Origin of the sequence: Frankia sp. AgPm24, assembly GCF_023243055.1 — a bacterium.
GTDB classification, from domain to species: Bacteria; Actinomycetota; Actinomycetes; order Frankiales; family Frankiaceae; genus Frankia; species Frankia umida.
This window is the reverse complement of the sequence record NZ_JALKFW010000174.1, coordinates 19124-33007: the sequence shown is the minus strand read 5'-3', so window position 1 is coordinate 33007 and position 13884 is coordinate 19124. Positions and strand designations below refer to the sequence as shown.

12 protein-coding genes are annotated in these 13884 nt (G+C 71.4%); 8 read left to right on the top strand and 4 right to left on the bottom strand.

From position 1 onward, the window contains the following. The 3 genes from MXD61_RS11610 to MXD61_RS11600 all read left to right on the top strand — a co-directional run. The coding region (locus MXD61_RS11610) for a ComF family protein (protein ID WP_248812850.1) at positions 1 to 671 on the top strand (671 nt) is incomplete at its 5' end. A gap of 357 nt (positions 672 to 1028) precedes the next feature. Continuing rightward, entirely contained in the window at positions 1029 to 1826 is a 798-nt protein-coding gene (hpf, locus tag MXD61_RS11605; RefSeq protein WP_248812848.1) for a ribosome hibernation-promoting factor, HPF/YfiA family, read from the top strand. A gap of 144 nt (positions 1827 to 1970) precedes the next feature. Further along, positions 1971 to 2684, top strand: coding sequence for a response regulator transcription factor (locus MXD61_RS11600; RefSeq protein WP_163547583.1), 714 nt, complete (start codon positions 1971 to 1973; stop codon positions 2682 to 2684). On the opposite strand, the gene MXD61_RS11595 is transcribed toward MXD61_RS11600, so the two are convergent. Further along, positions 2677 to 3246, bottom strand: coding sequence for a GNAT family N-acetyltransferase (locus tag MXD61_RS11595; RefSeq protein ID WP_248812846.1), 570 nt, complete (start codon positions 3244 to 3246; stop codon positions 2677 to 2679). The two genes, MXD61_RS11600 and MXD61_RS11595, sit on opposite strands and share 8 nt — an antisense overlap. Before the next feature lie 355 nt (positions 3247 to 3601). Here MXD61_RS11595 and secA point away from each other — a divergent pair, with 355 nt between their 5' ends. Next, positions 3602 to 6574, top strand: coding sequence for a preprotein translocase subunit SecA (secA, locus tag MXD61_RS11590; protein WP_248812845.1), 2973 nt, complete (start codon positions 3602 to 3604; stop codon positions 6572 to 6574). A gap of 144 nt (positions 6575 to 6718) precedes the next feature. On the opposite strand, the gene MXD61_RS11585 is transcribed toward secA, so the two are convergent. Then, complete coding sequence (locus MXD61_RS11585; RefSeq protein WP_248812843.1) at positions 6719 to 7621, bottom strand: Rv3235 family protein; 903 nt, start codon at positions 7619 to 7621, stop codon at positions 6719 to 6721. Between the two features lie 28 nt (positions 7622 to 7649). Next, complete coding sequence (locus MXD61_RS28020; RefSeq protein WP_285223230.1) at positions 7650 to 8942, bottom strand: LysM domain-containing protein; 1293 nt, start codon at positions 8940 to 8942, stop codon at positions 7650 to 7652. Between the two features lie 289 nt (positions 8943 to 9231). Here MXD61_RS28020 and MXD61_RS11575 point away from each other — a divergent pair, with 289 nt between their 5' ends. Next, positions 9232 to 9801 carry a hypothetical protein gene (locus tag MXD61_RS11575; RefSeq protein WP_248812842.1) on the top strand — a complete coding sequence of 190 codons (570 nt, stop codon included), beginning with the start codon at positions 9232 to 9234 and terminating at the stop codon, positions 9799 to 9801. A 123-nt stretch (positions 9802 to 9924) separates the two neighbouring features. Here MXD61_RS11575 and MXD61_RS11570 read toward each other — a convergent pair whose 3' ends face one another. Further along, complete coding sequence (locus MXD61_RS11570) at positions 9925 to 10161, bottom strand: helix-turn-helix domain-containing protein (protein WP_163547579.1); 237 nt, start codon at positions 10159 to 10161, stop codon at positions 9925 to 9927. 507 nt (positions 10162 to 10668) lie between these two features. Between MXD61_RS11570 and MXD61_RS11565 the strand changes: the two genes are divergently transcribed. The 3 genes from MXD61_RS11565 to MXD61_RS11555 all read left to right on the top strand — a co-directional run bounded on the left by MXD61_RS11565 (position 10669) and on the right by MXD61_RS11555 (position 13742). Further along, positions 10669 to 11463, top strand: a complete 795-nt coding sequence (locus tag MXD61_RS11565) for an SAF domain-containing protein (RefSeq protein ID WP_248812840.1) — start codon at positions 10669 to 10671, stop codon at positions 11461 to 11463. Beyond that, on the top strand, positions 11460 to 12800 hold the full coding sequence (locus MXD61_RS11560; protein ID WP_248812839.1) for a chromosome partitioning protein: 1341 nt from the start codon (positions 11460 to 11462) through the stop codon (positions 12798 to 12800). Before MXD61_RS11565 ends, MXD61_RS11560 begins: the two co-directional genes overlap by 4 nt. 441 nt (positions 12801 to 13241) lie before the next feature. Further along, entirely contained in the window at positions 13242 to 13742 is a 501-nt protein-coding gene (locus MXD61_RS11555) for a transcriptional regulator (protein WP_163550775.1), read from the top strand. Positions 13743 to 13884: the final 142 nt, after the last annotated feature.

The following is a 13884-nucleotide window of genomic DNA, read 5'->3' as shown; positions in this document are numbered from 1 at the left end:
CGCCGGGGCCGGGGGCGCCCGCCCCCCGCCCGGGCGGGCGGCGGGGGCGGCCGCCGTGCCGGGGGGCGGCCCGGTACGGCGCTCAGGTCCGAGCGCTGCTGGTGGCCTACAAGGAGCGGCGCAGAACGGATCTCGCCCGTCCGCTGGGGGCCGCGCTCGCCCGGGTGATCGTTCACGCCCGGCCTGGTCCGGCGGTGGTGCTGGTCCCGGTGCCGTCGTCGGCGGCGGCTCGGCGGCGTCGAGGTTTCGATCATGTCCAGATGCTGTGCGCCGCGGCGGCGGTGGTGCTCCGCGGCCGGGGCTACCGGGTCCGGGTGGCACCGGTGCTGCACCCGGTGCGGCGGCTGGCCGATCAGGCCGGTCTGGGCATCCAGGCTCGGGCGGACAACCTCGCGGGCGCGTTCGCGCTGCGGGCCCGGGCGGCGACGCTGGAGGCAGCCGGGCCAGGGGGTCCACGGCTGCTCATCGTCGATGACGTGGTGACCACCGGCGCCACTGTGAGCGAGGCCGCTCGCGCGCTGCGCGAGGGCGCGTTGCACCCGTACGCGGCCGTGTTCGTGGCGGCCACCCCCCGGCGACGTACAGGCGCCGCCACACCCGCCCGGCGGCTGGGGGCGGCGGCGACGCGCGCAGAGGTCGGCTTGGCGGGGCTGGATGGCCCGTCCGGGTGAAACTACCGGTACGCGCCCCGCGGACGCGTGCGCACGAGACGCTCAGGTCGGGCAGTGCTCGCCCGGGCACGGCGAACGGAATAGCGCATCAGTCGTGCGGATGCTGGGCGTGCGATCGGAGTAGGGCCGGCGCAGTGGGGAAGGAGCCGATCGCGGGCAACCATCCGCGGACCGCCGCGACCGGCGCAACGGCACGACAGAAAGGTGTTACCAGAGTGGACAGGGCGCCCCTCGAGCATCCCGGCCAGGCACGGGAGCAGGTACGGGGGCACGAGCGGGCGCGATGAGATCACCGGCACCTGGGCCGGCTGCGAACGCAGGTCAGGTGGCCGGACACTTGAACGGGAGGTGGATCGCGTGGACATCGTGGTCAAGGGCAGGCACACCGCGGTACCGGAACGGTTCCGCAAGCACGTCGAGGCCAAACTCGCCAAGCTTGAGCGGCTGGACTCCCACATCATCCGGGTGGATGTCGAACTGTCGAAGGAGCGCAACCCGCGCCTGGCTGACGTCTGCGACCGGGTGGAGCTCACCGTCTACTCGCGGGGGCCGGTGATCCGGGCCGAGGCCGCCGCCGACGACTGCTACGCCGCTCTTGACCTTGCCGCGAACAAGCTGGCCGAACGGCTGCGACGCGCCGCTGACCGCCGGGTCCGCCACCACTCCAACCACGCCGGAAGCAAGCCGGCCGGGATCACCGCGGTACCGCTGGAAAGCCTGATGCCCCTCGACGGCTCGTTCGCGCCGGGTGGCCACCACACCCCCGACGAGCGGCGCCCGGCGACGGGGCCGGCGGCGGCCCGTCCTGTGGTCGCGGCCTCCGTCGAGCAGGTCAACGCGGTCCGCCAGCAGGCCGACCAGGCGGAGTCACCCGAACAGGCCCCCCTTGTCGTCCGGGAGAAGACGCACGAGGCGGACCCGATGACGCTGGAGGACGCCCTGTCGAACATGGAGCTCGTCGGGCACGACTTCTACCTGTTCCTGGATGCCGAATCCGGCCTGCCCAGCGTGGTCTACCGGCGGGTTGGCTACGACTACGGGGTCATCCGGCTGACCGGTTCGAGTGAGCTGGAGGCGGCGCTGTCCCACAGCCGGTCGCAGACCGGTGAGGCGGCCCGGGAACACGACGCCTACGCGAGCTCCGCGGCTCTTTAGCCGATCTGCAGGTCACGTCCACCGGCTGACGTGGGACCATTTGCCTCGCGTGTCGAAGTACATGACCGTGCCGCTGCTGCCGCTGCCCTGTGCGGTCGCCAGCAGCGGCACGGGTCGGGGTAGCAACGGTCTCAGGGAGGTCACATGACGGTGGAGGAGCCGCGCTCCGAGGAGGTGGCCCCGACGCCATCGGGGGCCAACCCCATCCGGGTGCTCATCGTCGACGACCACGCGCTGTTCCGCCGTGGGCTGGAGATGGTGCTGGGCCAGGAGGTCGACATCGAGGTCGTGGGCGAGGCCGCTGACGGCAGCGAGGCCGTGACCATGGCCAAGGAAACCGCGCCGGACATCGTCCTGATGGATGTCCGGATGCCCCGTCGAGGTGGGATCGACGCCACGAGCGCGATCAAGGAGTCGGTGCCCAGCGCCAAGATCGTGATGCTGACGATCAGCGATGAGGAGGCGGACCTCTACGACGCGATCAAGGCGGGCGCCATGGGCTACCTGCTGAAGGAGATCTCGATCGACGAGGTGGCGGCGGACATCCGCGCGGTCTACGGCGGGCAGAGCCTGATCAGCCCGTCGATGGCGTCCAAGCTGCTCAGCGAGTTCGCGGCCATGATCAAGAACAAGGATGACCGGCCGCAGCTACCCACCCCCCGGCTCACCGAGCGGGAGATGGAGGTGCTGCGGCTCGTCGCCAAGGGGATGAACAACCGGGACATCGCCAAACAGCTGTTCATCAGCGAGAACACCGTGAAGAACCACATCCGCAACATCCTCGAGAAGCTGCAGCTGCACTCCCGGATGGAAGCCGTGGTCTACGCGGTGCGGGAGAAACTGCTCGAGATCACCTGAGCTCGGACCGCGGTGGCGGGTCGGTGGGCAGCCGGGAGCCGACCCAGCAGTCGACCCGCCGGCCGCCGTCGACCACCAGGGCCTGGCGCAGCGTCCCCTCCAGGACGAAGCCGGTGCGCTGGGCCACCCGTCGGGAGGCGTCGTTGCCGACGGCGGCGCGCCACTCGATCCGCGCCAGGTCCAGCATCGCGAAGCCCCAGCGGGTGACGGTCGTCACCGCCTGCGAGATCACGCCCTGGCCGCGGGCGTGCTCCGCGCACCAGTAGCCGATTTCGGCCTCCCCGGACGTGGAGATGTCCATGAGCGAGATCGACGCGAGCAGGCGTTCCGTCGTCGCGTCCACCACCGCGAACGGGGTGCCGGTCCCCTCGGCCCAGGCGGTGGGGGCCAGGTCGCGGACGAAGGACTCGGCGTCCGCCCGTCGGTAGGGCCGCGGCAGGCGGGTCCACCGGGCGATCTGCGGATCCTGGCAGGCCTCGTACACGGCGTCGATGTCGTAGGGCTGCCAGGGGCGCAGGTGCAGGCGGCCGGCGGTGATCTCCGCCGGTTCGAGAGAGGGCATGGCCACAGTTCTACGTCCCGCGGTGGTGAACGGGTTCGGCGGGCACCCGGCGGGCCCGTCGATCGTTGGGTGGGAGGAAGGGTGTGAGTCGGCTGTGCGTCGCGCCCGCGCTCGGGCCACGGCGGGGTTCGCGGCTCGGGTTGGCGGGGTTCGCGGCCCGGGTCGGAGTGCGCGTCGGGAACCGGCCGTAAACCAGTTGGGAACCGGTTGATCAGCGGTCCTCCCGTCCTTCGTTGGTCCGCCGCGAGCGCCGTTACGGGAACCGCATCCGATGGTCGGATGTAGGCGTCGGTTCAGGGGCTAGCATCGTGTCGTCGGTGACGTCGCCGACATGCCTGCCGGAGGAGTTTCGCCCGTGGTTCTAGAGAAGATCTTGCGTGCCGGTGAGGGCCGGCTTCTGCGCAAGCTCAAGGCGATCGCCGAGCAGGTCAATCTGATCGAGGATGACTTCACCGGGCTGTCCGACGGTGAGCTGCGCGGCATGACCGACGAGTTCCGCCAGCGCCTCACCGAGGGTGACGACACCCTGGACGACCTGCTGCCGGAGGCCTTCGCCGCGGTGCGCGAGGCCGCTCGGCGCACGCTGGGCCAGCGTCACTTCGATGTGCAGATCATGGGTGGCGCGGCGCTTCATCTCGGCAACATCGCCGAGATGAAGACCGGTGAGGGTAAGACGCTGGTCTCCACGCTGCCGTCCTATCTGAACGCCCTGGCGGGCAAGGGCGTGCACATCATCACCGTGAACGACTACCTCGCGCAGCGCGACGCCGAGAACATGGGCCGTGTGCACCGCTTCCTCGGGCTCAGTATCGGGATCATTCATCCGCAGATGTCGCCCGGTGTCCGACGCGCCCAGTACGCGTGTGACATCACCTATGGCACGAACAACGAGTTCGGCTTCGACTATCTGCGCGACAACATGGCCTGGAGCGCCGACGAACTCGTGCAGCGCGGCCACAACTTCGCCGTCGTCGACGAGGTCGACTCGATCCTCATCGACGAGGCCCGTACTCCGCTGATCATCAGTGGCCCGGCCGACCATCCGACCCGGTGGTACACCGAGTTCGCCCGGATCTCCCCGCTGCTCGAGCGGGACGTCGACTACGAGGTCGAGGAGGGCAAACGGACCGTCGCCATCACCGAGTCCGGTGTCGAGAAGGTCGAGGACCAGCTCGGCATCGAGAACCTCTACGAGTCGGTGAACACCCCGCTGGTCGGCTATCTGAACAACTCGCTCAAGGCCAAGGAGCTCTACAAGCGCGACAAGGACTACATCGTCACCGACGGTGAGGTCCTGATCGTGGACGAGTTCACCGGGCGTGTCCTGCACGGCCGCCGCTACAGCGAGGGAATGCACCAGGCGATCGAGGCCAAGGAAAAGGTCGAGATCAAGCAGGAGAACCAGACCCTCGCGACGATCACGCTGCAGAACTACTTCCGGCTCTACGACAAGCTCTCCGGGATGACCGGTACCGCCATGACAGAGGCGGCCGAGTTCCAGCAGATCTACAACCTGGGCGTCGTCCAGATTCCCACGCACAAGCCGATGGTCCGCATCGACCAGGCGGACGTCGTCTACAAGACCGAGATCGCCAAGTTCGACGCCGTCGTCGAGGACATCGCCGAGCGCCACGAGAAGGGCCAGCCGGTCCTGGTCGGCACGACCAGCGTGGAGAAGTCCGAGTACCTGTCCAAGCAGCTGGACAAGCGCGGTGTGCCGCATGAGGTGCTCAACGCCAAGCACCACGAGCGGGAGGCGAGCATCATCGCCGAGGCCGGCCGCAAGGGCGCGGTCACGGTGGCGACGAACATGGCTGGCCGAGGCACGGACATCATGCTCGGCGGCAACCCGGAGTTTCTCGCCCAGGCCGAGTTGCGTCAGCGCGGCCTGTCGCCGATCGAGACGCCGGACGACTACGAGGCCGCCTGGCAGGAGGCGCTGGAGAAGGCCCGCCAGTCGGTGAAGAGCGAGCACGAGGAGGTGGCCGCCGCCGGCGGCCTGTACGTCCTTGGCACCGAACGGCACGAGTCGCGCCGCATCGACAACCAGCTGCGCGGGCGTGCCGGCCGGCAGGGCGACAACGGTGAGTCGCGGTTCTACCTCTCCCTCGGCGATGACCTCATGCGGCTGTTCAACGCCGCCGCCGTCGAGGGCATCATGGACCGCCTCAACATCCCCGAGGACGTCCCGATCGAATCGAAGATCGTGACCAGGGCGATCCGGTCGGCCCAGACCCAGGTCGAGGGCCAGAACTTCGAGATCCGCAAGAACGTCCTCAAGTACGACGAGGTCATGAACAAGCAGCGCACCGTCATCTACGAGGAGCGGCGCAAGGTCCTCGACGGCGCCGACCTGCACGAGCAGGTCCGCCACTTCGTCGATGACACCATCGAGGGCTACGTTCGCGGCGCCACCGCGGACGGTTTCCCCGAGGAGTGGGACCTCGCCACCCTGTGGACGGCGCTCGGCCAGCTCTACCCGGTCGGTGTGGAGGCTCCCGAGGTCGACGACCGTGACGGTCTGAGCTCCGACCACCTGTTGGAGGACGTCCAGGCCGACGCGCAGGAGGCCTACGACCGGCGCGAACTCGACCTCGGCGACACACCCGACGACGAGCCGGTCATGCGCGAACTCGAACGTCGGGTCGTGCTCGCCGTCCTTGACCGCAAGTGGCGTGAGCACCTCTACGAGATGGACTACCTCCAGGAGGGCATCGGCCTGCGGGCGATGGGGCAGCGCGACCCACTGGTCGAGTACCAGCGCGAAGGCTTCGACATGTTCCAGACGATGATGGAAGGCATCAAGGAGGAGTCCGTCCGCCTTCTGTTCAACGTCGAGGTTCAGGTCGCGGGCCAGGAGCCCGAGGCCACCGAGGTGGTGGAGCAGCCGGGCGAGCCCGTGGCCGGGCCCGCCGGTGCCGCCGTCCTGCCCGCGCCACCCACGGTCGTGCCCGACGGGAGCGGTCCCCAGGCAGGCGACCTGGCGGCGGTCGGTGAACGACCCGCCCCGGAGCAGCCCGCACAGCCCACCCCGCCGCCGGTGTTCGTCAAGGGTCTCGAGCCGCGCCGTCCCACCGGTGGGCTGCGCTACACCGCCCCCTCGGTCGACGGCGGCTCCGGTCCGGTCACCGTCCTCGACAACGGTGCGACCACCCTCGGCCCCGGCGGCCGCGGCGGGCCAGGCCGGACGGCCGGCGGCGACTCGGACTCGTCCACCGGCGCCAACGCCCGCCCGGCCCGCAACGCCCCCTGCCCCTGCGGCTCCGGCCGCAAGTACAAGCGCTGCCACGGCGACCCGTCCCGGCGCAACGCCGACACCGCCGAGTAGCCCCGCCTGGGCCTGGCCTGGCCCTGGACGCCTCAGGGACCGAGGGATCGCCATCAAGTCGCTCCCTCGGCTCACCTGTCACTGACCGCCGGCTCCAGGCGGGGCCGGTCGCGGAACCCGGTCACGGCCAGGGGCGGCCGGAGGTCAGCCCACCTGAAGGGTGGTGACCCGCCACCGGCCGTCTGTGGACTCCATGCGCAGGGCCAGGGCACCGGCCCGGGCGCCGCGGCTGATGACCGCGGACACCTCGGCCACACCGGGTCGTGGCTCGCTGACCCGGACGCTACGCACCAGGCCGCGATGCCGGTCGGTGATCTGGGCGGCGGTGCGCTCCAGATCGTGGAGCAGCCGCGGGGTCGTCCAGCGGGCGAGGTGCGAAACCGGCCGTGCACCGGCCAGCGCCTCGACGATCGCCCGAACAACGATCACTGCCGCGACCCGGGGTGACAGCGACGGCTCGGCCTCGCCGGCGCGCTGGTCCGCCACGGCACCGACGCCCGCGGCCGGGGCGTTGCCCGCCATGGCGGCGCGGGCGGTGGCGCCATGGGCCGTCACCCCCCTGGCTGTCCTGGCTGTGGCCGCACCGGTCCTGGTCGCACCGGTCCTGGTCGAGGTGGACCTGGTCGAAGCGGACCTGCCGGTGGCCGTGCCCCTGGTGGTAGCCCTGCCGGACGTGGTTACGCCGTTGGCGGACCGGCTGCCGTTGGTGGTTCGGCTGCCCTCGCTGGGCCGGCCGCCATCGCCGGGTCGGCTGGTGGAAGGGCCGGCCGCTGTCGTGGTCGCGGCGGTGCCGGTGCCGGGGCCGGGGGAGCGCGGGGATGGCCGGCCGCATTCGGTGAAGAGCAGGTCGGGCATGGGCAGCCGCCGCGGCGTGCGGTCGATCGGCGTGCGGGACGCGGCGTGGGCCGGCCCGGCCGGGTGGGGTCCGGCGGGGCGCGACCCGGGCTCGCCGTCGAACGGCGGATCGCAGGCGGTGACGGGCAACAGCCGCAGGCCGGGGTCGGCCGTGGATCGTCGCGGATGGGGCAGGGCACAGACTGCGTTCACGGCTGGCTCCGGTGGACGGCGGGCGGGGTCAGGGCCCGGTGGGTGGTGTGAGGCGTTGGCCGGGAAGGATCACATTGGGGTCATGGCCGATGACGCCCAGGTTGGCGGCCCACCAGCGGGGCCATTCGGCGGCGATCTGATCGGTGGTGGCGTCGGGGCCGAGGGCACGGGCCGCGATGGACCACAGCGTGTCGCCACGTCGGACGACGAGCTCCTCGCCCGGCTGGCCGCTGCCCGCCGCGCCGGCCACGGGTACACCCGTGCCACGGTGCGCGGACGGAACAAGCGGGTCGTTCGGGGCCGCCGACGCCGCCCTGGACGGGGGCGCCGCGGCGGTGCCTGCGCCCGGTGCGCTGTCGGCACCGGGCGCAGGACTGGGTGCGTGGGTGGTACGTGCGGCCGGGGCAGGGGCCGCGGCGGACGAGGTACCGCCGGCAGGGGCCGGGCCGGGCGGTGTCGTCGACGGAGCGGCCGCTCGCGGTGCCGCGGCGCTGGGCCGGCCGAGGTCGGGCCAGTCCGCCGAGACGCGGGCGGGTGTGAGCGGGACGGACACGCCGGGGTCAGGGGCGGTGTGCACCGGAACACCGCCGCGGGCGGCCTCCGGAGATTCGGTGGGTGCGGACGCGGCCGGTGTCGACGCGGCCGGTGTCGACGCGGCCGGTGTCGACGCGGCCGTCGTCGGGGCCGGGGCCGTCTCACGCAGGTCGATGATCGGAATCGGCACGTCCACGCCGGGAACCGACAGCGTCGGGCTGGGACCCACCGCCGCATCGCCGGAGTGAGCCGGCATGGCCGGTGGGAGTGCCGGGGTGGCGGACATGCTGGGACGGGACAGGTCGGCCGTCAGCGGTGTGCGGGAGGCGGTCTGCCGGTCGAGGTCGGGCCAGGCCGCCGCGGTGACGCCAGCCCCGGGGTTGGCCGGGACCACGGGGTTGGCCATCGCGGGCAGGGCGGTCATCACCGGTCCGATCCCGGCGACGAGGGTGACGCCCAGGCTGACCTCGACGAGTCGGCGCATCGCCCGTGGCAGCACGAGGCGCGCGAGCGCGCCCGAGAGCCGGCCGAGGCCGCCGGGGATGGCCGCCGCCGCGGCGAGCAGCACGCCCAGGCACAGCCACAGCAGGCACAGCCACGCCACCGCGGCGATGATCGTGACCAGCCCCTGCTCGGGTGCGGCGGTGAACCAGTCCGGCAGGTCGTGGAAGCTGGCGGGAAGATCGGCGGCGCGTGGTCCGAAGGCGATCAGGGTGGTCGCCACGACGATCGCGCCAACCGCGCCGACGAGTCGCGCCGACGTGCGCCGCACTCGTCCCGTGCCCATGATCGAATCCCCTGTCCGTTGGTGCGTGGCCCGTCGCGGTGGTGACCGTCGAGGTGCTGTCTGTCGGGTGTGCTGTCTCGCGGATGGTATCGAAACTCTTCGTTTGCCTCTGTTTGGTTGTGTAACCCTCTTTCGTGCGACTGTCAATCCCGGTTGCCTCCGAAAACTGTGCGCGGCTGGGCCGTCCGACGGGCCGGCCAGGCCCGACGGGCCGGGTGGGCCGGGTGAAGTCAGGCAGGCTGGGTTGTCGCGAGATGTGTTGGATGAGACGCCGAACGAAGGAGATCCGATGCGTTGGGAGGACCTGTTCGCCGATCTCGAGCTGCAGTGGGAGGCGAACGAGGCGGCGGAACTCGCCTCCGAACTCGCAGACCGCAGCCGCCGTGAGGCCGGCTACCTGCGAATGATCGACCGGATGCGGCCGGTGGTGGGCTACCCGACCCGCCTGCGGGTGCTCGGCGGTCAGCACGCGGGGGAGAGCCTGCACGGCACGCTCGCGGCGCTCGGGATGGACTGGCTGCTGCTGGCCGAACCGGGGGCGACGGAGGCGCTGGTGCCGATGCGCGCGCTGCTCGCCGTCGAGAACCTGTCGGTCATCTCCGCCGCCCCCGGGCATGAGGGACCCCTGGGCGCCAAGCTTGACCTGCGCTACGTCCTGCGGGGACTGGTGCGGGACAGGTCCACCTGCACGCTGCGGTTCGTGGACGGGACGACGCTGCACGGCACGCCCGTCCGGGTGGGGGCCGACTTTCTCGAGGTCGCCGAGCACGCCGTGGGCGAGTTCGCGCGCCGTGGGCAGATCCGTTCGGGTTGGACACTGCCGCTGAACGCCCTCGCCTACATCCGCCGCATCCCCTGAAACCCCTGGTCGGACGCCTGGCACCACCGACTGGACACGCCCTGGCGCCACCGGCTCGGATGCCCGTGGGACGTCGGCCGGGTACGGGCCGGTGTTCGGTTCTCGGCGTTCGGCTCCTGGGGTTCAGTCCTCGGGGATGCTCTCGCCGCGGGTCATCGGGTTGGCCGCCACGAACGCCCGGGTCTGCTCGTAGGCGCGCTGGATGTAGCCCTCGAGCTCGGCGCGTTCGACCCGCCACTGACCACGCCCGCCGATCTTGATCGCGGGCAGCTCACCGGAGCGGACGAGTGCGTAGGTCTGGCTGGAGGAGATGTTGAGGATCTCGGCCACGTCGTTGAGTTGAAGGAAGCGGTCGTTCATCGGGTCCTCCTCCTGAGACCGGATGTCTCTCCTCACGTGTGTATCAGAGTTTCCACTGTTCATCGTCTGCAGATGCTTCAGGTTGTGGATAACTGCGCCCAGTCACGCCCGAAAGCTCACGCTCGCCCTCGACCGCCTCGACTGGGATCGTTGGCTGGACGGGTCGAGGGCCGCGGTCCGGCCGCCAGCCCCAGCCCCAGTCGCGACCCCAGTCCCAGCCGTGACCGCATTGTGGCCACTATGTGCGTCGCATGGGTGCGCATCGACCGGGGTGACCTGCGCGTCCAACGGGTGGGAGCGACATCCGGACACGTCGGGATGTGGGGCAGTTCTGACGTTGCGTGGCCTGATGCTGCGCTGGGTGGTCGGATGTGGTGGGATGCGGTGCTGTGCGGCCACCGAGCTCACCGGTATGACTAGGTTCGAGCTGTTAGACCACGTACGCTCTGCGACCGGAGGGTGCGTTCCAGCGCTGGCGGGTCAGCCAGGAGAAAGGGAGGTCTCCCGGTGACCGAGCTTGCCGCGGCGGTCCGTCCCGAGGTGTCCGCGCCGCCCGCCTCGCCCCCGGCGCGGCGGATCACGCGACGGCGCTGGCGGGATTCCCGGCTGCTCGTGGGCGTGCTGCTCGTGCTCGTCTCGGTGGTGGTCGGTGCGCGGCTGTTCGCCACGGCGGACTCGTCCCGGCAGTGGGTGGTGGCCCGCGGTGATCTTCCCGCGGGGCACGTCGTCGTCGCCGGCGACCTTGGCACGGTGTCCGCGCGGCTGGACGGGACCACATCCGGCCGGTACTACCCGGGTGCCCGGGTGAGCGACCTGACCGGCGCGACGCTCGCCCGTCCGGTGAACGCCGGCGAGTTCGTCAGTGGTGGCGACTTCGCCGGGCGTGACCGGCCGGCGACCCGGCTGGTGCCCGTCATCGTCAAGGCCGGTCGGCTGCCGGCGCTCGAGTCCGGTGATCACGTGGACATCTACGTCTTCCAGGCCGGGGCGGCCGCGGCGGGCGGAACCCCGGCCGCCACGTCCGGCGGCGACGCCACCGGCACGAACGGTACGAACGGCACGGCCGCGCCGGCGGTGGGTGCCGGTGCCGAGACGCTCGCGCTGCACGACGTCGAGTTCGTCGAGATGGAGAAGCTGGCCAGCGGCGACCGGTCGATCACCCTGCGGGTGCCGATCGACGGGGCGATCGGGGCGGTGGCGGCGTCGCAGAGCGAGCGGGTCGATGTCGTGAAGCTGGAACGCGATGCCAGCGGTGGCGTCGGCGCGTCCGGGCCGACCACCACCGCGGGGTTCGGGCGGTGAGCCTGCCGATCCTGACCGCGGTGACCGACTCCGATGTGGAGGCGGGGCTCGTGTCGGCGTTCGACCGGCGCGATCTCGGGGTGACGGTGGTCCGCCGCTGCGTCGACCTGCCGGATCTGCTGGCCGCGGCGACCACCGGAGCGGCCCGCGCCGCCCTGTTGTCCGCCGACCTGCGCAGGCTGGACCGGGACGCGCTGACCCGCCTGGCCATCGCCGGGATCGCCGTCGTCGGTCTGATCGCCCCCGGGGACGAGGACGCGGACCGCCGGTTGCGCCAGCTCGGCGTCGCCGCGGTCATTCCCGCCGATGCGACCGCCGAGGTGGTCGCCGGCGCCGTGGTCGAGGCGTCCCGGGCGCTGGCGACGCATCCGGGGGTCGGCAACGGTTCCACCGCGGCCCCCGGCTGGCCGAGTGGTTACAGCGAGGCGCTGCCCGGCTTCGGTCAACTCGCCCCGTTCGGCGTCGGCGGGGACGCCGCGGACGTGCCCGAGGTCGGTGCCGGGCGGGTGATCGCGGTGTGGGGTCCGGCGGGTGCGCCGGGTCGCACGACCCTCGCGCTGTGCCTGGCCGCGGAGATCGCCGCGCTCGGGATCTCGACCCTGCTGGTCGACGCCGACTCCTACGGGGGTGCGATCGGCCAGCTGGTGGGCCTGCTGGAGGAGGCGCCGGGGCTTGCCGCCGCGGCTCGTTCGGCCAACCAGGGCCTGTTGGACGTGCCGCGTCTGGCCATGCTGTGTCGTGATCTCGGTGACGGGCTGCGGGTGCTGCCGGGGATCTCCCGTCCGTCACGCTGGCCGGAGCTGCGCCCGGCGTCGATGGAGACGGTCCTGGCGCTGGCCCGGCGGCTGTCGGCGTACATCGTCGTCGACTGCGGCTTCTGCCTGGAAAGCGACGAGGAGCTGTCGTTCGACACGGCGGCCCCGCGGCGTAACGGCGCGACCCTCGCGGTCCTGGAGGCGGCGGACATCGTGCTCGCGGTCGCCTCGGCGGAGCCGGTGGGTCTGGTCCGTTTCGTCCGGGGTCTGGCGGATCTGCGGGAGAGTGTGCCGTCCGTCGAGCCGCTGATCGTGGTCAACCGGCTACGCGCCTCGGTGGTGGGTGGCGAGCCGGCCCGTGAGGTGAGCCGGGCGATCCTGCGGCACACCGGCAGCGAGCCGGTCGCGCTGGTGCCCTACGACCTCGCCGGGCTGGACGCCGCCCAGGTCGCCGGCCAGTTGCTGCGTGACATCGCCCCCGCCTCCCCGGCCCGGCTCGCGATCCGTGAGCTCGCCGCTCGCCTGGCCGGTCGGCCGGCGGCGTCGCGGCGCCGGGGTGCCTTCCGCCGCCAGTCCCGCTAGGCCGTCACGGTCACACCACCGCCCGGTTGACTGCTCGGTCGCAGGCGACTCACAGTTACGCCGTTGGCATAACCGTGACATACGGTGTTCGGATCCTCGGCTCTTGGTAGTCGAGGCGGTTACAGCGCGCGATTCACGGGCATCGCTGTGTGGAGTGGTTTCGGTCGGGACGTGAAAGGGATCTTACGTAAAGCGCTCAAGAAGCTACGATCAAGCGTAATCTGTCGTTGGCCGACTGCTCAATGAAGTCTGAGCGCGCTATTTCGTGCAGAAGCGTAACCGATCAGTGACATTGCGCGCGTTCGCGCGTGAGTCTCACTTTGGCGACGTTACGTTAGTGTGAGCATGCCGAGAAGGTGCCCTCCGGTTCGTGGGCGCAGCCGCGCCGGCGAACCGTGCCGGCGCAGGGATGCTCGGGCGAGACGGCTGGGGGTGTGTCGGATGAGCCGGGAGTATGCGAAGGCAGTGGGCGCCCGCCTGCGAGCTATTCGGATCCAGCAGGGTCTGTCGCTACAGGGGGTGGAACAGAAGTCGCGGGGCCGCTGGAAGACCGCCGCGGTCGGTTCCTACGAACGCGGCGACCGCATGATCAGCGTGCATCAACTGTCCGAGCTGGCTGGGTTCTACGGAGTGCCGGTGTCGGCGCTGCTGCCCAGCGAGGATCAGTTGCCGCCGCGGGAGCGTCGTCCCCGAACGGTGCTCAACCTCGAGAAACTCAGCGAGGCCCCACCGGACACGTCCGCTCTGGTCCGGCGCTGGGTGGCGCAGATCCAGCGCCAGCGTGACGACTACGCCGGGCGGGTGCTGTCCATCCGTGACGGTGACGTTCGGGCGTTGGCCCTGCTGCACGACACCACACCGCAGGATTTCGCCGAGCGGCTACGCAACTGGGGCGTGCTGGAGACGAGTTTTCCGGAGGAGAGCGAAGAACCGCCGGAGTAGACGTCCCGGTCCGTTCCGGCCCGGCCTGACGGCCCTGACCGCGCCACCTTCGCGCGCGGGGCCGCCCCGGCTGGGCGGGGCCGGGCGGCCAGAACGACACCCCGGTGTTCCGGGGGCGGCAGGAGCCCCGCAACGGGGTATC

Bases quoted from the DNA above. Each gene is read 5' to 3' on its own strand.
- MXD61_RS11600 (WP_163547583.1), top strand. From the start codon at position 1,971: ATGACGGTGGAGGAGCCGCGCTCCGAGGAGGTGGCCCCGACGCCATCG.
- MXD61_RS11595 (WP_248812846.1), bottom strand. From the start codon at position 3,246: ATGCCCTCTCTCGAACCGGCGGAGATCACCGCCGGCCGCCTGCACCTG.
- MXD61_RS11575 (WP_248812842.1), top strand. From the start codon at position 9,232: ATGCGTTGGGAGGACCTGTTCGCCGATCTCGAGCTGCAGTGGGAGGCG.
- MXD61_RS11570 (WP_163547579.1), bottom strand. From the start codon at position 10,161: ATGAACGACCGCTTCCTTCAACTCAACGACGTGGCCGAGATCCTCAAC.
- MXD61_RS28020 (WP_285223230.1), bottom strand. From the start codon at position 8,942: ATGGGCACGGGACGAGTGCGGCGCACGTCGGCGCGACTCGTCGGCGCG.
- MXD61_RS11555 (WP_163550775.1), top strand. From the start codon at position 13,242: ATGAGCCGGGAGTATGCGAAGGCAGTGGGCGCCCGCCTGCGAGCTATT.